Source organism: Mycobacterium rhizamassiliense, from assembly GCF_900157375.1.
GTDB classification, from domain to species: Bacteria; Actinomycetota; Actinomycetes; order Mycobacteriales; family Mycobacteriaceae; genus Mycobacterium; species Mycobacterium rhizamassiliense.
Genome location: NZ_LT721901.1, coordinates 3,580,668 through 3,601,451, shown reverse-complemented (window position 1 = coordinate 3,601,451; position 20,784 = coordinate 3,580,668). Strand labels below are relative to the sequence as shown.

At 68.9% G+C, this 20,784-nt stretch carries 18 protein-coding genes and 1 pseudogene; 6 read left to right on the top strand and 13 right to left on the bottom strand.

Translation table 11 applies throughout. The features are described from left to right. Positions 1-2: 2 nt before the first annotated feature. Positions 3-659, bottom strand: a complete 657-nt coding sequence (gene rdgB, locus MRAB57_RS17540; RefSeq protein WP_077088476.1) for an RdgB/HAM1 family non-canonical purine NTP pyrophosphatase — start codon at positions 657-659, stop codon at positions 3-5. 72 nt (positions 660-731) lie between these two features. Here rdgB and MRAB57_RS17535 point away from each other — a divergent pair, with 72 nt between their 5' ends. Then, positions 732-1,175 carry a nitroreductase family deazaflavin-dependent oxidoreductase gene (locus MRAB57_RS17535; RefSeq protein ID WP_077088475.1) on the top strand — a complete coding sequence of 148 codons (444 nt, stop codon included), beginning with the start codon at positions 732-734 and terminating at the stop codon, positions 1,173-1,175. A 10-nt stretch (positions 1,176-1,185) separates the two neighbouring features. Here the strand turns inward: MRAB57_RS17535 and rph are convergent, their stop codons facing one another. The 7 genes and pseudogenes from rph to clpS form a co-directional block, all read right to left on the bottom strand. Continuing rightward, positions 1,186-1,965 (bottom strand): ribonuclease PH, encoded by a 780-nt coding sequence (gene rph / locus MRAB57_RS17530; RefSeq protein ID WP_077088474.1) that lies wholly within the window; start codon positions 1,963-1,965, stop codon positions 1,186-1,188. A gap of 57 nt (positions 1,966-2,022) precedes the next feature. Further along, positions 2,023-2,805 carry a cyclic nucleotide-degrading phosphodiesterase gene (locus tag MRAB57_RS17525; protein ID WP_077088473.1) on the bottom strand — a complete coding sequence of 261 codons (783 nt, stop codon included), beginning with the start codon at positions 2,803-2,805 and terminating at the stop codon, positions 2,023-2,025. A gap of 74 nt (positions 2,806-2,879) precedes the next feature. Continuing rightward, positions 2,880-3,698, bottom strand: a complete 819-nt coding sequence (gene murI / locus MRAB57_RS17520; RefSeq protein ID WP_077088472.1) for a glutamate racemase — start codon at positions 3,696-3,698, stop codon at positions 2,880-2,882. Further along, positions 3,695-4,363, bottom strand: a complete 669-nt coding sequence (locus MRAB57_RS17515; protein ID WP_077088471.1) for a rhomboid family intramembrane serine protease — start codon at positions 4,361-4,363, stop codon at positions 3,695-3,697. The genes murI and MRAB57_RS17515 overlap by 4 nt, the downstream gene beginning before the upstream one ends. Before the next feature lie 65 nt (positions 4,364-4,428). Then, a pseudogene (locus MRAB57_RS17510) lies at positions 4,429-5,435 on the bottom strand (P1 family peptidase). Next, entirely contained in the window at positions 5,432-6,016 is a 585-nt protein-coding gene (aosR, locus tag MRAB57_RS17505; protein ID WP_077088470.1) for an oxidative stress transcriptional regulator AosR, read from the bottom strand. The pseudogene MRAB57_RS17510 and the gene aosR overlap by 4 nt, the downstream one beginning before the upstream one ends. Positions 6,017-6,040: 24 nt before the next feature. Further along, on the bottom strand, positions 6,041-6,346 hold the full coding sequence (clpS, locus tag MRAB57_RS17500; RefSeq protein ID WP_077088469.1) for an ATP-dependent Clp protease adapter ClpS: 306 nt from the start codon (positions 6,344-6,346) through the stop codon (positions 6,041-6,043). A gap of 56 nt (positions 6,347-6,402) precedes the next feature. Between clpS and MRAB57_RS17495 the strand changes: the two genes are divergently transcribed. Further along, the gene (locus tag MRAB57_RS17495) at positions 6,403-7,719 is read left to right on the top strand and encodes a nicotinate phosphoribosyltransferase (protein ID WP_077088468.1); all 1,317 of its coding nucleotides are present in this window, start codon (positions 6,403-6,405) and stop codon (positions 7,717-7,719) included. Continuing rightward, positions 7,716-9,749: an ATP-dependent DNA helicase gene (locus MRAB57_RS17490; protein WP_108638101.1), complete on the top strand. Its 2,034-nt coding sequence runs from the start codon at positions 7,716-7,718 to the stop codon at positions 9,747-9,749. The genes MRAB57_RS17495 and MRAB57_RS17490 overlap by 4 nt, the downstream gene beginning before the upstream one ends. A gap of 6 nt (positions 9,750-9,755) precedes the next feature. Here the strand turns inward: MRAB57_RS17490 and glgP are convergent, their stop codons facing one another. Next, the gene (glgP, locus tag MRAB57_RS17485; protein WP_077088467.1) at positions 9,756-12,380 is read right to left on the bottom strand and encodes an alpha-glucan family phosphorylase; all 2,625 of its coding nucleotides are present in this window, start codon (positions 12,378-12,380) and stop codon (positions 9,756-9,758) included. A gap of 230 nt (positions 12,381-12,610) precedes the next feature. Between glgP and MRAB57_RS17480 the strand changes: the two genes are divergently transcribed. Both MRAB57_RS17480 and glgB read left to right on the top strand, forming a co-directional pair. Further along, positions 12,611-14,701: an alpha-1,4-glucan--maltose-1-phosphate maltosyltransferase gene (locus MRAB57_RS17480; RefSeq protein WP_216823747.1), complete on the top strand. Its 2,091-nt coding sequence runs from the start codon at positions 12,611-12,613 to the stop codon at positions 14,699-14,701. Positions 14,702-14,725: 24 nt separating this feature from the next. Further along, entirely contained in the window at positions 14,726-16,930 is a 2,205-nt protein-coding gene (gene glgB, locus MRAB57_RS17475) for a 1,4-alpha-glucan branching protein GlgB (protein WP_077088465.1), read from the top strand. Position 16,931: 1 nt separating this feature from the next. On the opposite strand, the gene MRAB57_RS17470 is transcribed toward glgB, so the two are convergent. After that, positions 16,932-17,855, bottom strand: coding sequence for a thioredoxin family protein (locus MRAB57_RS17470; protein ID WP_077088464.1), 924 nt, complete (start codon positions 17,853-17,855; stop codon positions 16,932-16,934). A gap of 178 nt (positions 17,856-18,033) precedes the next feature. Further along, positions 18,034-19,215, bottom strand: a complete 1,182-nt coding sequence (locus MRAB57_RS17465) for an acetyl-CoA C-acetyltransferase (RefSeq protein ID WP_077088463.1) — start codon at positions 19,213-19,215, stop codon at positions 18,034-18,036. An 81-nt stretch (positions 19,216-19,296) separates the two neighbouring features. Here MRAB57_RS17465 and mce point away from each other — a divergent pair, with 81 nt between their 5' ends. After that, positions 19,297-19,752: a methylmalonyl-CoA epimerase gene (gene mce / locus MRAB57_RS17460; protein WP_077088462.1), complete on the top strand. Its 456-nt coding sequence runs from the start codon at positions 19,297-19,299 to the stop codon at positions 19,750-19,752. 11 nt (positions 19,753-19,763) lie between these two features. Here the strand turns inward: mce and MRAB57_RS17455 are convergent, their stop codons facing one another. Both MRAB57_RS17455 and nucS read right to left on the bottom strand, forming a co-directional pair. Next, positions 19,764-20,072 carry a hypothetical protein gene (locus tag MRAB57_RS17455; protein WP_077088461.1) on the bottom strand — a complete coding sequence of 103 codons (309 nt, stop codon included), beginning with the start codon at positions 20,070-20,072 and terminating at the stop codon, positions 19,764-19,766. A gap of 24 nt (positions 20,073-20,096) precedes the next feature. Beyond that, positions 20,097-20,768 (bottom strand): endonuclease NucS, encoded by a 672-nt coding sequence (gene nucS, locus MRAB57_RS17450; protein WP_077088460.1) that lies wholly within the window; start codon positions 20,766-20,768, stop codon positions 20,097-20,099. Between the last annotated feature and the right edge of the window lie 16 nt (positions 20,769-20,784).

Sequence of the window (20,784 nt, the reverse complement as noted above, 5' to 3'; positions counted from 1 at the left end):
TGCTATTGCGCCAACGCGCGCAGCGCCGGCACCAGCAGCGCCAGCGCGCGCCCGCGATGCGACGCCGCGTCCTTTTCCGTGGGGCTGAGTTCGGCCGCGCTGCGGCGACTGCCCTCGGGGACGAACACCGGGTCGTAGCCGAACCCACCGTCACCGCGTGGCTCGCGAGCGATCGTGCCCGGCCACTCGCCGCGGACGACGACCTCGCCGTCGGACGAGACCAGAGCGCAGGCCGACACGAAGGCCGCACCGCGTCGCGCGTCGGGCACGTCGCGCAACTGGGCCAGCAACAGCGCCGTGTTCGCGGCGTCCTCGCCATGGTTGCCCGCCCAGCGCGCCGACAGCACACCGGGCATCCCGTTGAGCGCGGCCACCTCCAGGCCGGAGTCGTCGGCCACGGTGGCCAGACCGGTGGCGGCGAACCCGTCGCGCGCCTTGGCCAACGCGTTCTCCTCAAATGTCGCACCGGTTTCCGGCGCCTCGTCGAACGGCGGGACGTCGTTGAGCGACACCAGCGTCAGGCCGGACAGCCCGGCCCCGTCGAGCACGCGGCGCAGTTCGGCCAGCTTCTTGGAGTTGCGGCTGGCGACCAGCAGGCGTGACGATCGCAAGGGCGGCGAAGCCGGGCGCAGCGGGTCGTCACCATCAGGCACGGTCATCACCCCGGCCACCTTACGGACTGCGAAACGCTCTTAAGGAATAGACAGGGCGACGAAGTAGCTTTCCCACGAGTGAGCCAAAAACCCGATAGCGAGACGCTCAAGGCGCTCAATAACAACATCGCCGACGAGTTTCGCGCCAACGCCGGCAAAGTCGGCGGGCGATTCGAGGGCAACGATCTGTTGCTACTGACTACGACGGGCGCCAAATCCGGCGATCCACGCGTCGCGCCCCTGGTGGTATTCCGTATCGACGGCAGGCTGCTGATCGTCGCGGGTTACGGTGGCGCCGACGTCAACCCGGGGTGGGTGCACAACCTGCGGGCCAACCCGCGGGCGCACGTCGAAGTCGCCACCGACTCGTTCGAGGTCGTCGCGCACGAGCTCGACGCGTCCGAACGTCAGGCGATCATCCCCAAGATCAACGCGGCCGTACCCGCGTTCGCGTTCGCAAACTACCAGTCGAAAACCACCCGCGCCATCCCGATATTCGAGCTGCAGCGGGACGAGTCGTGATCGAGCCGGGTCAGCTTCCGAAGCCCTTCGACGGCGGGGGCCCCTCGGGCAGCACGCCCGGGTACGGCAGCGCCAGCGCCTCGCGCTGCGCGGCGAACAACGTGTCGCAGGCGCCCAGCGCCATGTCGAGCAGCTTGTCCAGCGTCGAGCGTGGGAACGTCGCGCCCTCACCGGTCCCCTGGACCTCAACGAGTGTCCCGGTATCGGTGGCGACGACGTTCATGTCGACCTCGGCGCGCGAATCCTCCTCGTAGGGCAGGTCCACCCGGACCCGGCCGTCGACTACGCCGACGCTGACCGCCGCGATCGCGCACGACAGCGGCCGCGGATCGGAGAGCTTGCCGGCCGCCGACAGGTAGGCCACCGCGTCCGCCAACGCCACGTAGGCACCGGTGATCGCGGCGGTTCGGGTTCCGCCGTCGGCCTGCAGCACATCGCAGTCGACGGCAATCGTGTTCTCCCCCAACGCCGCCAGGCTGATGCACGCGCGCAGCGACCGGCCGATGAGCCGGCTGATCTCCTGGGTGCGGCCGGACAGGCGGCCCTTCACCGATTCCCGGTCGGAGCGAGTGTGGGTGGCCGACGGCAGCATCGCGTACTCCGCGGTCAGCCATCCCAGGCCCGAGCCCTTGCGCCAGCGGGGCACGCCCTCGGTGACGCTGGCCGTGCACAGCACCTTGGTCTGGCCGAATTCGATCAGCACCGAACCCGCGGGGTGCTCGGTGAAACCGCGGGTGATCGTCAGCGGGCGAAGCTCGTCGTCGAGGCGACCGTCTTCTCGTTTGGACACGACGCCAACCCTAGCCCGCAGCCGTCGAAGGCGGCCGTGTGGAGCTTGCGGGTGCGGTCAGACTCGCTCGGAGTGCCGGACGTCGAACGTCTCGCCGCACACCACCGCGTGCACCGGGCCGTCGAATTCGGCCTTGGCCTCGCTGATCACGTCCTCGCGCGAGGTCCACGGCGGGATGTGGGTGAGCAACAGCTCGCGGACACCGGCCTCGGCCGCGGCGCGGCCCGCGTCAGTGCCCGACAGGTGCAGGGCCGGCGGGCGGTCCGGCGCGTGCGTCCAGGACGCCTCGCAGAGGAAGACGTCCGCGTCGCGGGCCAGCTCGACGAGCTGGTCACACGTTCCGGTGTCGCCGCTGTAGACGAACGAGGCCCCACTGGGATCCGTGATACGCAGACCGTAGGACTCCGTGGGGTGCGCCACCACGCGCGGCGTCACCGTGAGCGCGCCGATGGTGACCGGCTCGCCGTCAACCCAGTGGTGCAGATCGAAGATGTCTGAGCAGTCGTCGATTTCCCCGCCGTAGGGTGACGACGCCGCGCCCAGGCGCGACCACGTGTCGCTTGGGCCGTACAGCAACGCCTTGCCCTCCGGCTTCGCCGGGTGATAGCGACGCCACACGAATAGCCCCGGCATGTCCAGGCAGTGGTCGGCATGCAGATGCGACAACAGCACGTGCACCGAGCCGGGATCCGCATAGCGCTGCAGCGCGCCCAGTACGCCCCCGCCGAAGTCGAGAACCAGCGGCGGGGTGTCCGGAGCCCGAAGCAGATAACCGGACGCGGGCGAGTCCGGGCCCACCACACTGCCCGAGCAGCCCAGGACGGTTATTCGCACGGACACTACTGTGCCATGCCCAGTCGCACCATGAGAAAAACATTGACGCATTGATGTGATCAGAATCTCTGAGAGTCCACCTAGAGGACACGAGATTGGTGGTGCGTCGGTTTAACTCCGATGACGGCGGGACCCAAAAATCTCGCCGCCAATTTGGTGAACGCCTGGGGGTCTCCGGTGGCTTCGAAGACTCGGGTCGCCGGCGGGGCGTCGTGCGGGCGAAGCAGGTCGCGCTCGGTGAGCACCCGCAGCACTTCCTTGGCTGTCTCCTCGGCGCTGGAAACCAGCGTCACGTTCTCGCCCATCGCCAGCTGGATCAGCCCCGACAGCAACGGGTAGTGCGTGCATCCCAACACCAGGGTGTCGACCTCGGCGTGCTGCAGCGGCTCGAGGTATCCCTCGGCCAGCCCCAGCACCTGACGCCCGCTGGTCACCCCGCGCTCGACGAAGTCGACGAACCGCGGGCAGGCCACCGCGGTGATCTCGGTGTCCCGGGCGGCGGCGAACGCGTCCTGGTATGCGTGCGACGTGATGGTGGCCTGTGTGCCGATCACACCGATGCGGCCGGTGCGGGTGGTGGCCACGGCGCGGCGCACCGCGGGCAGGATCACCTCGACCACGGGCACGTCGTAGCGTTCGCGGGCGTCCCGCAGGCACGCCGCCGACGCGGTGTTGCAGGCGATCACCAGCGCCTTGACGCCGCGGCCCACGAGATCGTCGCCGATGGCCAGCGCGTGCGCCCGAACCTCGGGGATGGTGAGCGGACCGTAGGGGCCGTTGGCGGTGTCACCGACGTAGATGATGTCCTCGTCGGGCAGCTGGTCGATGATCGCGCGGGCGACGGTCAGCCCCCCGACGCCGGAGTCGAAAACCCCGACGGGCGCCAGTGGCGGGCTCATGTCTGCTGCCGCGTCGCGGCGGCGCGCCGGCGTGCCCGCGCCTTGCGTTCGGGAGCCGCCAACACGTAGGCCGCCACGACCCCCGCGATGGCCCCGCACAGGTGGCCCTGCCAGGAGACCCCGCCGCACTGGCCGAGCACCGGCATGGCGCCGAGCAGGACACCGCCGTAGGCGAACAACACCACCAGCCCGATCGCGATGTCGACGAACCTGCGCACGAAGATCCCGAAGACCAGCAGGAAGGCCAGCCAGCCGAAGATCAGCCCGGAGGCGCCGATGTGGTCGGTCGGGCCGCAGCTGCTGCCCATGTCGCCGATGAGCCAGGTGCCGAAACCGCCCAGAATCCACACGATCGCGGTGGCCCAGACGAACCGGGACAGGCCGGCCAGCGTCATCAGGAACCCCAGCACCAGCAGCGGGAGGGTGTTGGCCATCAGGTGCGCCCAGTTGGCGTGCAGCACCGGGGCGAAGATGATGCCCCACAGGCCGTCGGCCTCCAGCGGCCTGATGCCGTTGGCGTCCAGGGAGTGCCGGGTCAGCTGATCGATCAGCTCGACGAGGTAGAGCAGCGCCACGAAGGTGAGAATCGTGGCCCCGCCGACCGCCCAGCTGGGCCTGGTCGGCTGCGTTGCGGGTGTGTGCTGACGTCCCGGGCTCATGCCCATTACCGCCCTTCTCGAGCGTCGTGCGCATCGTCCAGGTTACCGGCCTGACCAGCCCTTCGGTTCGCCTAGTGCCCGAACGCTGCGGGCAGCATGCCGCGGTAGGTCGGTATTCCGGCGACCGACTCGGCGGCCAGCACGCCGACCAGCACCGCACGCGCCAGGCAATCGGCCGCGGCCGCGCCGACCTCGGTCACCAGCCTGGTCTCCGGGGACATCGCGGCGGGCACGTCGGCCGGGGGCGGCACCTCGACCGCCCCGGTGGCCAGGGCGAACACCGTGTCGCCATCCAGCGGCGTGTGCGCGGGCCGGATGGTGCGCGCCAGCCCGTCCTGCGCGGCGATCGCGATCCGCCGGCACGCCGCCGGGCTCAGCGCGGCGTCGGTCGCAACGACCGCGATCGTGGTGTTCAGCGGCTCCAGCTTCGACGGCAGTTCGGCGAGCGCCTGGATCTGCTCGGCGGGCGGCGGCTTGAGCGCGAACTCGTCGATCGTGGCCGCCATCCACGGCAGGCCGGTGGTCCGGTCGACCACCTCACCCGCGGAGTTCACGACGACCACCGCGCCCACGGTCACGCCGGACGGCAGCGTCGTCCACCGGCACGGTCGGCCCGTGCCCCCACGCCCGCGCCGACCGTGCCGGTGGCCACGTCCCCGTCGGCCGCGACCTCACACGCCGCGTAGCCGAACTCCGCCGTCGGGCGGCAGTCCCAACCGCCGACGGGCAGATCGAAGATCACCGCGCCCGGCACGATCGGCACCACACCGCCGTCCATCGCGACGCCGCGTTCGCTTTCCTCCAGCCAGCGCATGATGCCGTCGGCGGCCGCCAGGCCGTAGGCGCTGCCGCCGGCGAGCAGCACGGCGTCCACGTACCGCATGGTGTTGGCGGGGTCGAGCAGATCGGTCTCCCGGGTTCCGGGGGCGCCGCCGCGGCAATCGACCGCGCCGACGGTCCCCGGCGGCGTCAGCACGACGGTCACCCCGCTGGCCCACCCGGCGCCCATCGACGCGCCGGGATCCAGCCGCTGGTAGTGGCCTACCCGGATGCCGCCGACGTCGGTGATCGAGTTCATCCGGCGGGCTTTCCCATGAGCACCAGGACCAGATACTCCTGCAACACGGTCAGCCATTGGTACACGTCGAAGTGGGTGGCCAGCGGATGGTCGTCCGGCAACCGCTCGGGGCCGTGCGGGCCGATCTCGAGCATCACGCCCAGGGTGAGCCGGATGTCGTTGACCGACGAAATCCACGCGTTCGCGGCATCCTCGGTGAGCTCGAAACGGCCACCGTCGTCCGGAACCGTGTCCAACAACTGTTGGGCCGCACCACGTTTGGCCTCGATAATCTGCGGTTCGTGCAGATTGCGCAGAGCGGCGTTGAGACTGTCGGAACTGTCGGCCAGCGGATCGCCGTCGTCGGATTTGTAGAAGTCCGGCAGTAACCGCCGCAGCGTCGGGTCGTCCGGGGATTCCGAGCTTCCGGTCTTGATACCGGTGATCTCTTCGAGTTCATCTGAGGGAGAAGAGGATTCGCGCTCGTCGAGCAGGCCGATCAGCGCGGTGCCGAGGTTTTTGAGCAGGGCCGCCTCGTGGGGCGCCAAGGCGGATCGAAATCGCGGACCCTCGGCGGTCTCGATTCGCTTCCATTTGCGCACAGGTAGCCCAGATGCCCTTGCGAGTCAGTGGTCCTGCTGCAGTGTCGCCCACAAACCGGCGGCATGCAGCTTGGACACGTCGACTTCCATTGACTCTCGGCTGCCCGCTGACACCACTGCCTTCCCTTCGTTATGCACCTGCAGCATCAGCTTGGTGGCATGCGGTTCGCTGTAGCCGAATAACTTCTGAAATACATACGTCACGTACGTCATCAGGTTGACCGGATCGTCCCAGACGATCGTGACCCAGGGACTGGCGGTGACGTCTACCGGAGCAGCCTCGCGCTGCCCGCTGGTGCCCGGCTTGGTAGGCGCTGACGCAACAACCATGGCCTCCAGGATACCGAGACCCGGCTTCCGCGCCGCCAGCCGTTACCGTTGGCAGGATGAACGAGCCGCTCTTAGCTGGGCTGCTGACGGACAAGTACGAGTTGACCATGCTGGCAGCGGCGCTGCGCGACGGCTCCGCCGATCGCCGAACCGCGTTCGAATTATTCGCCAGGCGCCTGCCCGCGGGCCGCCGTTACGGCGTGGTCGCCGGAACCGGCCGGTTACTGGAAGCGTTGCCGCAGTTCAGATTCGACGACGAGGCATGCCAGCTGCTGGCGCAATTCCTCGACCCGCAAACGGTCCGATATCTCCGGGATTTCCGATTCGGCGGCGACATCGACGGGTATGCCGAAGGTGAGCTGTATTTTCCCGGCTCCCCGGTGTTGACGGTGTGGGGCAGTTTCGCTGAGTGCGTGGTGCTCGAAACGCTGGCGTTGTCCATCTTCAACCACGACGTCGCGATCGCCTCGGCCGCGGCACGCATGGTCAGCGCCGGGGCCGAGCGCCCGCTGATCGACATGGGATCGCGGCGGACCCACGAACGCGCGGCCGTCGCGGCGGCCCGCGCCGCCTACCTCGCCGGCTTCGCCGCATCCTCCAACCTCGAGGCGCAGCGCCGCTACGGCATTCCCACCGAAGGCACCGCCGCCCACGCATTCACGATGCTGCACACCCGCGCCGATGCGTCGCTGGAAGCGGCCGAGCTGGCCGCGTTTCGCGCGCAGGTCGACGCGCTGGGCGTGGGCACAACGCTGCTGGTGGACACCTACGACGTGGCGACCGGGGTGGCCAACGCCGTCGCCGCCGCGGGGCCGGCGCTCGGCGCGGTGCGCATCGACTCCGGCGAACTGGGCGTGCTGGCCCGCCAGGTGCGCCGGCAGCTCGACGAGCTGGGCGCGACCAAGACCCGCATCGTGGTCTCCGGCGATCTCGACGAATTCTCCATCGCGGCGCTGCGTGCCGAGCCGGTGAACAGCTACGGCGTCGGCACGTCGCTGGTGACCGGCTCGGGCGCGCCGGCGGCGGGCATGGTCTACAAACTGGTCGAGGTGGACGGCATGCCGGTGCGCAAACGCAGCAGCCATAAGGAATCGGCGGGCGGCCACAAGGAGGCGCTGCGGCGATCCCGCTCGACCGGCACGATCACCGAAGAGATCGTGTACCCGGCGGGCCGCCCACCGGCCGGCGTCGAGCCCTGCCGCATGTTGACCGTCCCGCTGGTCCGCGACGGCGAGGCGGTGGCCGGCACCGGCGGCGCGGCCCTGGCGGCCGCCCGGGATCTGGTCGCATCGGGGCTGCACAGCCTGCCGTGGGAGGGTCTGAAATTGGCGAACGGCGAGCCGGCGATCCCGACAACACAAATCCCGGCCTGACCTCCACTACGGTCGACCACGTGTCCGCGTCCGTGCCCGAGCTGTTGGCCATCGCGGTGGCCGGGCTCGGCGGCAGCGAACGCGGCGGCCAGCTGCAGATGGCCACCGCGGTCGCGCAGGCCTTCGAGTCCGGTGAGCACCTCGTCGTGCAGGCCGGCACCGGCACCGGCAAGTCACTGGCGTACCTGGTTCCCGCGGTCCTGCACGCGATCGAAGACGACGAGCCGGTCGTGGTCTCCACCGCGACCATCGCCCTGCAGCGCCAGCTGGTCGACCGCGACCTGCCGCGGCTGGCCGATTCGCTCGCCGGCGCGCTCCCCCGGACGCCGCAGTTCGCCCTGCTGAAGGGGCGGCGAAACTATCTGTGCCTGAACAAGATTCACGGCGGCGCCATGGCCGGCGACGGCGAAGCCGACGAGGAACGGCCCCAGGAAGAACTGTTCAACCCGATGGCGGCCAGCGCGCTGGGCCGTGACGTGCAACGGCTGACCGCGTGGGCGTCGACGACCGACACCGGTGACCGCGACGACCTCAAGCCGGGCGTGCCGGACCGATCCTGGTCGCAGGTCAGCGTTTCCGCGCGCGAATGCATCGGCGTGGCCCGCTGCTCGTTCGGCTCGGAGTGCTTCTCGGAGCGGGCGCGCGGCCGGGCCGGTGCGGCCGACGTCGTCGTCACCAATCACGCCCTGCTGGCCATCGATGCGGTGTCCGAATCCTCCGTGTTGCCCGAGCACGCGCTGCTGGTGGTCGACGAAGCGCACGAGTTGGTGGACCGGGTGACGTCGGTGGCCACCGCGGAACTGTCGTCGGCCACGCTCGGGGTGGCGTCGCGACGGGTCGGCCGGCTCATCGGCCCGGAGCTGGTCGACCGCCTCGACGCCGCGTCGGCCACGCTGACGTCCGCGATTCACGACGGGACACCGGGTCGCATCGATCACCTCGACGACGAGCTCGCGACGTACCTGACCGCACTGCGCGACGCGGCGGGCGCGGCCCGGTCGGCGATCGAATCCACCAGCGACGCCAAGGCCGCATCGGCCCGCGCCGAGGCCGCGGCGGCGCTGAGCGAGATATCCGACACGGCATCGCGCATCCTGACGTCGTTCGTCCCCGCGATCCCCGATCGCGCCGACGTGGTCTGGCTCGAGCACGAGGACAACCGGGGCTCGCCGCGACCAGTGCTGCGCGTCGCTCCGCTGTCGGTCGCGGGACTGCTTCGCGGACAGGTGTTTTCGCGCTCGACGACGGTGCTCACCTCGGCGACCCTGACGCTGGGTGGATCCTTCGACGCGATGGCCGGGTCATGGGGTCTGGCCGGACCGGACGACAGCAGCGACCACCCGGCGTGGCGTGGCCTCGACGTCGGCTCGCCGTTCGAGCACGCCAAGGCGGGGATCCTCTACGTGGCCGCGCACCTGCCGCCGCCGGGCCGCGACGGCACCGGCTCGGCCGAGCAGCTCGGCGAGATCACCGGGCTCATCACCGCGGCCGGCGGGCGCACCCTGGGGCTGTTCTCGTCGATGCGGGCCGCGAAGGCCGCGGCCGAGGCCATGCGCGAGCGGCTGTCCACGCCGGTGCTATGCCAGGGCGACGACACCACCTCCGCACTGGTCGAGCGGTTCAGCGAGGATCCCGAAACCTCACTGTTCGGCACGCTGTCGCTGTGGCAGGGCGTCGACGTGCCGGGGCCGTCGCTGTCGCTGGTGCTCATCGACCGCATCCCGTTCCCGCGTCCGGACGATCCGCTGCTGGGTGCGCGGCAGCGCGCGGTGGCCGCGCGCGGCGGGAACGGTTTCATGGCCGTGTCCGCCACGCATGCGGCGCTGCTGCTGGCGCAGGGTTCCGGGCGGCTGCTGCGCCGCGTCAGCGACCGCGGGGTGGTCGCGGTGCTCGACTCGCGGATGGTCACCGCCGGCTACGGCGGCTACCTGCGGGCGTCGCTGCCGCCGTTCTGGCAGACCACCAACACCGAGCAGGTGCGCGCCGCGTTGCAGCGGCTGCGCAGCGCGCCGGACGACGCGACGGCCTGACGCCGGCTACCCGGCCAGGGTGACCAGACCGAGCTCGCTGCTCGACGACAGCATCGGGTGCTGCGGCAGCACCCGCACGGTGTATCCGACGGCTCCGGCCACCGGCAGCGGGGTCGTCGTCGAGAACACCTGATTGCCGCCCTCGGCGGTCCCGGTGTACGCCATCTCCACGGTGACCGGCTCCTGCAGCACATCGCCAGAGTCGACCCGGCCCACGACCGCCTGGACCGTGACCTCGTCGGGCGCCAGCCCCGCCAGCCGCACGGTCGCGGTCAGCGTGAGCTTCGAGCCGAGCAGCGGCGTATCCGGCAGACCGGTGCTGTCGACGTCGGTGATCGCGATCTTCGGCCACGCCTCTTCGACGCGCCGGCGGTAGGCGGTCAGCTCGCGGGCCGCGCCGCACTCACCGGTATCGTCGCCGGCGGGCGCGATCGTCCGGCGCAGCGACTCCGCGGCCGGCGTGTAGTACTGCTCGACGTAGTCGCGAACCATCCTGGACGCCAACACTTTCGGGCCCAGTGTCTGCACGGTGTGGCGGACCATTTCGATCCAGCGCTGCGGCACCCCATGCTCGTTGCGCTCGTAGAACTTTGGCGTCACCGCCTGTTCCAGCAGGCCGTACAGGGCGGCGGATTCGAGTTCGTCGCGCCGATTCTCGTCGGCCAATCCGTCGGCAGACGGTATCGCCCAACCGTTTTCGCCGTCGTACCACTCGTCCCACCAGCCGTCGCGGATCGACAGGTTCAACCCGCCGTTGAGCGCGCTCTTCATTCCCGAAGTGCCGCAAGCCTCCAGCGGCCGCAGCGGATTGTTCAGCCAGACGTCGCAGCCCCAGTACAACAGCCGCGCCATCGACATGTCGTAGTCGGGCAGAAACGCGATGCGGTGCCGCACTTCCGGGCGGTCGGCGAAACGCACCACTTGCTGGATCAGCGCCTTGCCGCCGTCGTCGGCCGGGTGCGACTTGCCGGCGACGATCAGCTGGATCGGCCGTTTCTCGTTGAGCAGCAGCTGCTCGAGACGGTCCGGATCGCTGAGCATCAACGTCAGCCGTTTGTAGGTCGGCACCCGCCGGGCGAATCCGACGGTGAGCACGTCGGGGTCGAATGCCGTGTTGATCCAACCCAATTCGGCGTTCGACGCGCCCCGCTCCAGCCACGAGTTGCGCAGCCGCAACCGGACGTCGTCGACCAGCTGTGCGCGCAGCTGCGAGCGGATCCACCACAGGTGTCCCTCGTCGACCTCGCGCAGCCGCAGCCAGACGCCGGGGTCGCTGAACGCCGCGTCGTCCGGCCCGGCCAGCTCGCGGCCCAGCTGCAGCCATTGCGGGGCCGCCCAGGTGCGCGCGTGGACCCCGTTGGTGATCGAGCCGATCGGCACCTCGGCGCGATCGAATCCCGGCCACAGCTCGTTGAACATGTCCCGGCTGACCCGGCCGTGCAGCTGCGAAACACCGTTGGCCCGCTGGGCAAGCCGCAGACCCATGTGCGCCATGTTGAACTTTTCCGGATCGTCCTCGGCGCCCAGCGCGAGCACCCGCGCGGTCGGCACGCCCGGCAACAACTCCGGCGCCGGATCCTCGACGGTCTCGCGCTCGAGATGGTCGTCGAAGTACTCCTGCACCATCTCGACGGGGAACCGGTCGATCCCCGCGGGCACCGGCGTGTGCGTGGTGAACACCGTGCTGGCCCGCACGACCGTCAGGGCGGTATCGAAGTCCAGTCCCGCATCGGTGATCAGCTCGCGGATGCGCTCGATGCCGAGGAACCCGGCGTGCCCCTCGTTCATGTGGAACACCTCGGGCGCGGGCCGGCCCTCGACGGCGGTGAACGCGCGAATCGCCCGCACGCCGCCGACGCCGGCCAGGATCTCCTGCTTGATCCGGTGTTCCTGGTCGCCGCCGTAGAGCCGGTCGGTGACGCCGCGCAGGTCGTGTTCGTTCTCCGGGACGTCGGAGTCCAGCAGCAGCAGCGGGACCCGCCCCACCTGCGCCACCCAGATCCGCGCGTTCAGCTGCGCCGAGTCGGGCAGCGACAGCTGCACCAGGACGGGGTCGCCGGCCGCGTCGGTGAGCAGGCGCAGGGGCAGCCCCTGCGGGTCCAGCGACGGGTAGGTCTCGTTTTGCCAGCCCTCGGCGCTCAGCGACTGCCGGAAGTAGCCGGAGCGGTAGTACAGGCCCACCGCGATCAGCGGCACGCCCAGGTCGGACGCCGACTTCAGGTGGTCGCCGGCAAGGATTCCCAGGCCGCCCGAGTAGTTGGGCAGCACCTCGGCGACACCGAACTCCATCGAGAAATACGCGATCCCCGCGGGCACCGCCACGCCGGCCTGCTGCTGTTGCTGGTACCAACGCGGACGGGTCAGGTAGTCGTCGAGCTCGCCCGCGAGTTCGTCGAGCCAGCGCAGGAACTCTTCGTCGAGCGCCAGTTCGTCGAGGCGAGTGGGGCTCACGGCGCCCAGTAACTCCACGGGATCGCGGCGGCAGCTGACCCACAGCTCCGGGTCGATCGTGGCGAACAAATCCTGCGTGGGTTTGTCCCACGACCACCGCAGATTCGTCGAAAGCTGTTCTAGCGCGGCGAGGCGTTCGGGCAGATGAGCGCGGACGGTAAAGCGGCGTAGGGCTTTCACACGTCCTTACCTTACTGAGGTTTGCGGGCCCTGCGGGGCGGCGGACTCACCGTTTGCCCCTAGGAGTGTGGCCAGACACTAGGGTGGGTATCGGGTACTTATTGGGGCCGCAACGACGCCTCCCCAGCAGAGGAAGTTCCCCACGAGAGGAAGTTTCCCGAGACGACAGGCTTTTCGCGGAGCATCGCACCGCGGACTGGCCGCAAACAATCGGATGAAACGGAGTGGTGGTGCCCGGTCGTGTCGAGATCGATAACGTCCAGCCCGTCGTTTCCTGCGGCGCATACCCCGCCAAGGCGGTCGTCGGCGAGGTAGTACCGGTCAGTGCCGCGGTGTGGCGAGAGGGCCACGACGCGGTGGCGGCGACCCTGGTGGTCCGCTACCTGGGCCCGCGCTACCCGCAGGTGACCGAAACCCGCCGAATCAAGGCGGTACAGGCGCCCGAGCGGGTGGCATCGACGCCCGAGAACGGCGTCGCGGAGCGGGTCAAACCGCTGGCGCTGCCCATGACGACAGGCCTGGAGCCCTACGTCTTCCACGGTCAGTTCACGCCCGACCGGGTCGGCCTGTGGACGTTCCGCGTCGACGGGTGGGGCGACCCCATCGAAACCTGGCGCCATGGCCTCATCGCCAAGCTGGACGCTGGCCAGGGCGAGACCGAACTGTCCAACGACCTGTTGGTCGGCGCCGCGCTGTTCGAGCGCGCCGCGACAGGCGTGCCGCGCGCAAGCCGTGAGCCGCTGCTGGCAGTGGCCGCCGCGCTGCGCGCCCCGGGCGATCCGGTGACGCGCACCGCGCTGGCGCTGGACCCCGAGACCGAGGAACTGCTGCACGCCTATCCGTTGCGGGACATCGTCACCCGCGGCGAGCAGTACGGCGTGTGGGTGGATCGGCCGCTGGCCAACTTCGGATCGTGGTACGAGATGTTCCCCCGGTCGACCGGCGGCTGGGACGCCGACGGCAACCCGGTGCACGGCACCTTCGCCACGGCGGCCGCCGAGCTCCCCCGCATCGCCGACATGGGATTCGACGTGGTCTACCTGCCACCGATTCATCCGATCGGCAAGGTACATCGTAAGGGCCGCAACAACTCTCCCACCGCCGCGCCGGGAGACGTCGGGTCACCGTGGGCGATCGGCAGCGACGAGGGCGGCCACGACGCCATTCACCCGAGCCTGGGCACCATCGACGATTTCGACGACTTCGTCGCCGCCGCACGCGATTTGGGCATGGAAGTCTCTTTGGACCTGGCGCTGCAGTGCGCACCGGATCACCCGTGGGCCCGCGATCACCGGCAGTGGTTCACCGAACTGCCGGACGGCACCATCGCCTACGCGGAGAATCCGCCGAAGAAATACCAGGACATCTATCCGCTCAACTTCGACAACGACCCCGCCGGGCTCTACGACGAGGTGTTGCGCGTGGTCCGGCACTGGATTAACCACGGCGTCAAGTTCTTTCGGGTCGACAACCCGCACACCAAGCCGCCGGACTTCTGGGCCTGGCTGATCGCTCAGGTCAAGGACACCGATCCCGACGTGCTCTTCCTGTCGGAGGCCTTCACGCCGCCGGCGCGCCAGTACGGCCTGGCCAAGCTCGGCTTCACGCAGTCCTACAGCTACTTCACCTGGCGCACCGCCAAATGGGAGCTGACCGAGTTCGGCAACGACATCGCCGCACTCGCGGACTTTCGCCGACCCAACCTGTTCGTCAATACGCCCGACATCCTGCACGCGATCCTGCAACACAACGGCCCCGGCATGTTCGCCGTCCGCGCGGTGCTGGCGGCGACGATGGGTCCGGCGTGGGGGGTGTACTCCGGCTTCGAGCTGTTCGAAAACCGCGCCGTGCGCGAGGGCAGCGAGGAATACCTCGACTCGGAGAAGTATGAGTTGCGGCCGCGGGACTACGCGGGCGCGCTGGCCGAGGGCCGTTCGCTCGAGCCGTTCATCAAGCAGCTCAACACGATTCGCCGGATACATCCGGCGTTGCAGCAGCTACGCACCATCCACTTCCACAGCGTCGACAACGACGCGTTGATGGCCTACAGCAAGTTCGATCCGACCACCGGCGACTGCGTATTGGTGGTGGTGACGCTCAACGCGTACGGGCCCGAGGAAGCCACGGTGTGGTTAGACATGGCCGCATTGGGTATGGAGCCATATGAGCGTTTTTGGGTGCGCGATGAGATCACCGGTCAAGAATTTCAGTGGGGGCAAGCGAATTACGTCCGCATCGATCCAGGGGTTGCGGTCGCCCACATCATCAACATGCCGATCATCCCGCAGAAATCCCGGGCCACGCTGCTGCGCAGGAGGTAAGAGCGCCCGAAAGGGGACACACTCATGAGTCGAACCGAGAGCCGAACCGACCAACTCGCCCGGGCACAGCTGGCGCCGGACGCGGCCGATATCGCCCGGCTGGTCGCGGGGACGCACCACAATCCGCACAGCATCCTGGGTGCCCACGAGTATGGCGACCACACCGTCATCCGGGCGTTTAGGCCGCATGCGACCGAGGTGGTCGCGATTGTGGGTGACGACCGGTTCCCGCTGCAGCACGTCGACGGCGGCTTGTTCGCGGTGGCGCTGCCGTTCACCGACCTCATCGACTACCGCCTGCAGATCGACTACGGATCGGGCCCGTACACCACGGCCGACGCCTATCGCTTCCTGCCCACCCTGGGCGAGGTCGACCTTCACCTGTTCGCCGAAGGCCGCCACGAGCGGCTCTGGGAAGTCCTTGGCGCCCATCCCCGTTCGTTCACCACGGCCGACGGCGTCGTCGAGGGCGTGTCGTTCGCCGTCTGGGCGCCCAACGCCCAAGGCATCAGCCTGATCGGCGAATTCAACGGCTGGACCGGCACCGAGGCCCAGATGCGGGTGCTGGGCTCCACGGGCGTGTGGGAACTGTTCTGGCCGGGATTCCCGGAGAACGGCCTGTACAAGTTCCGCGTGCACGGCGCCGACGGGGTGGTGACCGAGCGGGCCGACCCGATGGCCTTCGCCACGGAGGTGCCCCCGCACACGGCGTCCCGGGTCACGACGAGCAGCTACACCTGGGCCGACGACGACTGGATGACGCAGCGCGCGCAGCGCAACCCGGTCTTCGAGCCGATGAGCACCCTCGAGGTCCATCTCGGCTCATGGCGCCCCGGGCTCAGCTACCGCCAGCTCGCCCGCGAGCTGACGGATTACGTTGTGGAGAACGGCTTTACCCACGTCGAGCTGCTGCCGGTAGCCGAGCACCCGTTCGCCGGCTCGTGGGGGTACCAGGTCACGTCGTACTACGCGCCGACATCGCGGTTCGGCACCCCCGACGAGTTCCGGGCGCTCGTCGACGCCCTGCACCAGGCCGGGATCGGCGTCATCGTCGACTGGGTGCCCGCGCACTTCCCCAAGGACGCGTGGGCGCTGGGCCGGTTTGACGGCACCCCGCTCTACGAGCATTCCGACCCCACCCGCGGCGAGCAGTTGGACTGGGGCACATACGTGTTCGACTTCGGCCGTCGGGAAGTCCGCAACTTCCTGGTGGCCAACGCGTTGTACTGGCTCGAGCAGTACCACATCGACGGCCTGCGGGTGGACGCGGTCGCATCGATGCTGTACCTGGACTACTCGCGGCCGGCGGATGGCTGGACACCCAACATCTATGGCGGACGGGAAAACCTGGAGGCCGTGCAGTTCCTGCAGGAGATGAACGCGACGGCGCACAAGGCCGCGCCGGGCATCGTCACCATCGCCGAGGAGTCGACGTCTTGGCCGGGCGTCACGCGGCCGACCAGCCTTGGCGGCCTTGGCTTTTCGATGAAGTGGAACATGGGCTGGATGCACGACACGCTGGACTACATCAGCCGTGACCCGATCCACCGCAGCTACCACCACCACGAGATCACCTTCTCGATGCTCTATGCGTTCAGCGAGAACTTCGTGCTGCCGCTGAGCCACGACGAGGTGGTGCACGGCAAGGGCACGCTGTGGGGCCGCATGCCGGGCAACAACCACGTCAAGGCGTCCGGCGTGCGGAGCCTCCTGGCCTATCAGTGGGCACACCCGGGCAAGCAACTGTTGTTCATGGGCCAGGAGTTCGGTCAGCGCGCCGAGTGGTCGGAGGAGCGCGGGCTGGATTGGTGGCAGCTCGACGAGCAGGGCTTCTCCAACGGGGTGCTGCGCCTGGTGCGCGACATCAACGGCATCTACCAGAGCCACCCGGCGCTGTGGAGCCTGGACACCACGCCCGATGGCTATTCCTGGATCGACGCCAACGATTCCGGAAACAACGTGCTGAGCTTCCTGCGTTACGGCAAGGACGGTTCGGTCATGGCCTGCATCTTCAACTTCGCCGGAGCCGAGCACGGCGGCTACCGGCTGGGCCTGCCCGTCGCCGGGCGGTGGCGCGAGGTGCTCAACACGGACGCGACCATATACAACGGCTCGGGGATCGGGAATCTGGGCGGGGTCGACGCCACCGAGGAACCGTGGCACGGCCGTCCCGCGTCGGCGCTGTTGGTGCTGCCGCCCAACTCGGCGCTGTGGCTGGAGCCCGAGTAACTCAGTAGAGCGCGTTGGCGAGGTTGCGCCGGCCCGCCACGACCTCGGGGTCGGCGGGATCGAAGAGGTCGAAGAGTTCGATCAGCCGGGTGCGCACCGAGGTCCGCTCGTCGCCAGACGTGCTGCGCACCAACGTGATGAGGCGGTCGAACGCCGCATTCACGTCCTGATTGAGGATCTGCACGTCGGCCGCCGCGAATGCCGCTTCGATATCCGTGGGCGCCGCGTCCGCGACGGCCACGGCGTCCGGGCGCTGCGTGGTTGCGCGGCTGAGGAAGTCGATCTGCCGGATCGCGCCCTTGGCCTCGACGCTGCCCGGGTTCACCTCCAGGATCGCCTGATACGACTGCTTGGCCGCGTCGAAGTCGCCCGCCTCCAGATGCTGGCGCGCCTGCGCCAGCTCCGGGTCGACCTCCGCGGCGTCCTCGGAACCCGTTGCGCCCTTGAGCTTTCCGGCCGTCGCCGAGAGCAGGGAGTCCAGCCAGCGGCGCAGCTGGTCGGCGGGCTGGGGGCCCTGGAAGCTCGATACCGGCTGTCCCGCAGCCAATGCCACCACGGTCGGCACGGCCTCGACACCGAATATCTGGGCCACCCTGGGCGCCACGTCGACGTTGACCGTTCCCAGCGACCACTTGCCGGTGTCCTCGGCGGCCAACCCCGACAGCGTGTCGACCAGGTCGACGCACACCTCGCTGCGCGGCGACCACAACACCACCACGACCGGCACCTCGTCGGAACGCAGCAGCACGTCGTTCTCGAAATTGGCCTCGGTGATCTCGGTACCACCCACGGCACCCGACGGCGGCTGGACCGCCCGGTCGCCGGGCGCACCCGCCGGCGGGGACTGTTGGGCTCGCTGCTTGAGACCGGATAAGTCGACCGCACCCGTCAGCGCGGGCCCGATCGGAGGTCGCGGACGCGTCACGCCGTCAAGTCTGTCATGCGTGCCGGCTAACGATCCACCCGGTGGCGCCCAGGCTCATGCGCCGGCAAACAAATCCGAGATCGTCGCTCTACTGGCTGGTAACCAGGGCTTATGACCAAGATCACAACGGCACACGGAGATTCAGTTCCAGCAACGTCGGCGACACCACCGCGGCCAGCTAACCCGCCCGCAAAATCAGGGCGTCGCCCTGACCGCCCGCACCGCACAGCGCGGCGACCGCGTAGCCGCTACCGCGTCGCGCCAGCTCGAGAGCGGCGTGCAGCGTGATCCGGGCGCCGGACATGCCGATCGGGTGCCCGACCGCGATCGCCCCGCCGTTGACGTTGACGATCTCGGGGTCGATACCCAGCTCGCGCGTCGAGGCCAGCGAGACGGCGGCGAACGCCTCGTTGATCTCCACGACGTCCAGCTGGTCAGCAGTGATGCCCTCGCGGCTGAGCGCCTTCTTGATCGCGTTCGCCGGCTGCGACTGCAGCGTCGAGTCGGGGCCGGCGACCACGCCGTGAGCACCGATCTCGACAAGCCAGGTCAGGCCCAGTTCCTGCGCCTTTTCCTTGTTCATCACCACTACCGCGCAGGCGCCGTCGGAAATCTGCGACGCCGAGCCGGCGGTGATGGTGCCGTCCTTGCGGAAAGCCGGTTTGAGGCCGGCCAGCGAATCGGCCGTGGTGTTTGCGCGAATGCCCTCGTCCTCGCTGAACTGCAGCGGATCGCCCTTGCGCTGCGGAATGTTCACCGACACCACCTCGTCAGTGAAGACCCCGTCCTTCCACGCCGCCGCGGCCTTCTGATGCGACTGCGCAGCGAACTCGTCCTGCTCGGCGCGGGTGAACTTGTCCACGTCGTTGCGCTGCTCGGTGAGCGCGCCCATCGGCTGGTCCGTGAACACGTCGTGCAGGCCGTCGTAGGCCATGTGGTCCAGGACCGTCACGTCGCCGTATTTGTAGCCCGCCCGGCTGTCCATCAGCAGGTGCGGCGCCTTCGACATGGATTCCTGACCGCCGGCGACCACCACGTCGAACTCACCCGCACGAATGAGCTGGTCAGCCAGGGCGATCGCGTCGATGCCGGACAGGCACATCTTGTTGATCGTCAGCGCCGGGACGTCCCAGCCGATGCCCGCCGCCACGGCCGCCTGCCGGGCGGGCATCTGGCCGGCGCCGGCGGTCAGTACCTGGCCCATGATCACGTACTCGACCAACGAGGCCGGGACGTTGGCCTTTTCCAGCGCGCCGCTGATCGCGATGGCGCCCAGATCGCTGCCCGAGAAATCCTTCAGCGAACCCATCAACTTGCCGATCGGGGTCCGCGCTCCAGCAACGATCACCGACGTCGTCATCACAACCTCCTGGCCATGCGCGGCAGGCCAGTTCGGCCTCCCGGAGAAGCGCATTCTTTGCCGTCAGGTTACCTTTATGAGATGACGACCGATCAAGTTGACGCCCGTCACCTCCTCGCCACCTCCCTGGTGACCGGCCTCGATCACGTCGGCATTGCAGTCGCCGACCTAGACGCCGCCATCGCCTGGTACCACGACCACCTCGGCATGATCCTGGTGCACGAGGAAGTCAACGACGACCAGGGAATCCGCGAGGCGATGCTGGCCGTGCCCGGCACCAGCGCGCAGCTCCAGCTGATGGCCCCGCTGGACGACACGTCGACGATCGCGAAATTCATGGACAAGCGCGGACCTGGCATCCAGCAGATGGCCGTTCGGGTCAGCGATCTGGACACCATCTGCGAGCAGCTGCGCGAGCAGAACGTGCGGCTGGTCTACGACGCCGCCCGGCGCGGGACCGCGAACTCGCGGATCAATTTCATCCACCCCAAGGACGCCGGCGGCGTTCTGATCGAGCTCGTCGAGCCCGCTTCCTAGCTCGACCTAGATCACGACCACTTTCGGGTGGGGGTGCGGCTTGTTCGATTGGTCCAGCACGGCGTGTGCCAATGTCGCCGGTCCTCGACGCCGGTGTGCGACCCGCCCAGGTCCGAGCCCGTCGGCCACACCACCACATGAGCAGTGCCGGAACGGATTTCGTGGTCGCAGCCCGGGCAGCGGTACGTCTTGACGGCGCGGGCCGCGGCTATCGCGCGCACTTCGTATTCGTAGCCGTCGGGCCCCGTCTCCACCCGCCGCAAGGTCGACGACAGCGCGGGCGGCTGCTGTCGGCGGGGCGGTGTGCGGCGCCGGGCCATGCCGGCAAGTCTAATCCCCGGAACTCAGAACAGCCGGTACTCGTCGCTGTCCATTCCCCGCATCTTGTCGTAATCCAGTGTCAGGCAACGAATCCCGCGGTCGGTGGCTAAAGTTCGCGCCTGCGGCTTAATCTGCTGGGCGGCGAACACCCCCTTGACCGGTGCCAAAACGGTGTCCCGATTCAGCAATTCGAGATAGCGCGTCAGCTGCTCGACGCCGTCGATCTCGCCGCGCCGCTTGATCTCCACGGCGACCGAGCCGCCCCCCTCGTCGCGGCACAGCAGATCGACGGGCCCGATCGCGGTCATGTACTCGCGGCGCACCAACGTGTAGCCCTCACCGAGCAACTGCACGTGTTCGGCGAGCAACGCCTGCAGATGAGCCTCCACACCGTCCTTGACCAACCCGGGGTCGACACCCAGATCGTGGCTGGAGTCGTGCTCGATCTCCTCGACGGTGATGCGCAGCTGCTCACCCGCCTTGTTCTCGACGACCCACACCGGGGCTTCGCCGGTGGCCTCCTCGGTCAGCCAGCACGGCGGGCTCATCCAGTTGAGCGGCTTGTAGGCGCGGTCGTCGGCGTGCACGCTGACCGACCCGTCCGCCTTGAAGAGCAACAACCTGCGGGCCGACGGCAGATGCGCGGTGAGCCGGCCGACGTAGTCGACGGTGCACTGGGCGATCACTAGACGCACCCGACCACCTTAGAGG

What these genes read in the sequence shown, in the direction of transcription:
- rdgB (WP_077088476.1), bottom strand. Translation starts at nt 659, where the DNA reads ATGACCGTGCCTGATGGTGACGACCCGCTGCGCCCGGCTTCGCCGCCC.
- clpS (WP_077088469.1), bottom strand. Translation starts at nt 6,346, where the DNA reads ATGGTTGTTGCGTCAGCGCCTACCAAGCCGGGCACCAGCGGGCAGCGC.
- murI (WP_077088472.1), bottom strand. Translation starts at nt 3,698, where the DNA reads ATGAGCCCGCCACTGGCGCCCGTCGGGGTTTTCGACTCCGGCGTCGGG.
- MRAB57_RS17495 (WP_077088468.1), top strand. Translation starts at nt 6,403, where the DNA reads ATGAACGAGCCGCTCTTAGCTGGGCTGCTGACGGACAAGTACGAGTTG.
- MRAB57_RS17515 (WP_077088471.1), bottom strand. Translation starts at nt 4,363, where the DNA reads ATGGGCATGAGCCCGGGACGTCAGCACACACCCGCAACGCAGCCGACC.
- MRAB57_RS17455 (WP_077088461.1), bottom strand. Translation starts at nt 20,072, where the DNA reads ATGGCCCGGCGCCGCACACCGCCCCGCCGACAGCAGCCGCCCGCGCTG.
- mce (WP_077088462.1), top strand. Translation starts at nt 19,297, where the DNA reads ATGACGACCGATCAAGTTGACGCCCGTCACCTCCTCGCCACCTCCCTG.
- glgB (WP_077088465.1), top strand. Translation starts at nt 14,726, where the DNA reads ATGAGTCGAACCGAGAGCCGAACCGACCAACTCGCCCGGGCACAGCTG.
- MRAB57_RS17465 (WP_077088463.1), bottom strand. Translation starts at nt 19,215, where the DNA reads ATGACGACGTCGGTGATCGTTGCTGGAGCGCGGACCCCGATCGGCAAG.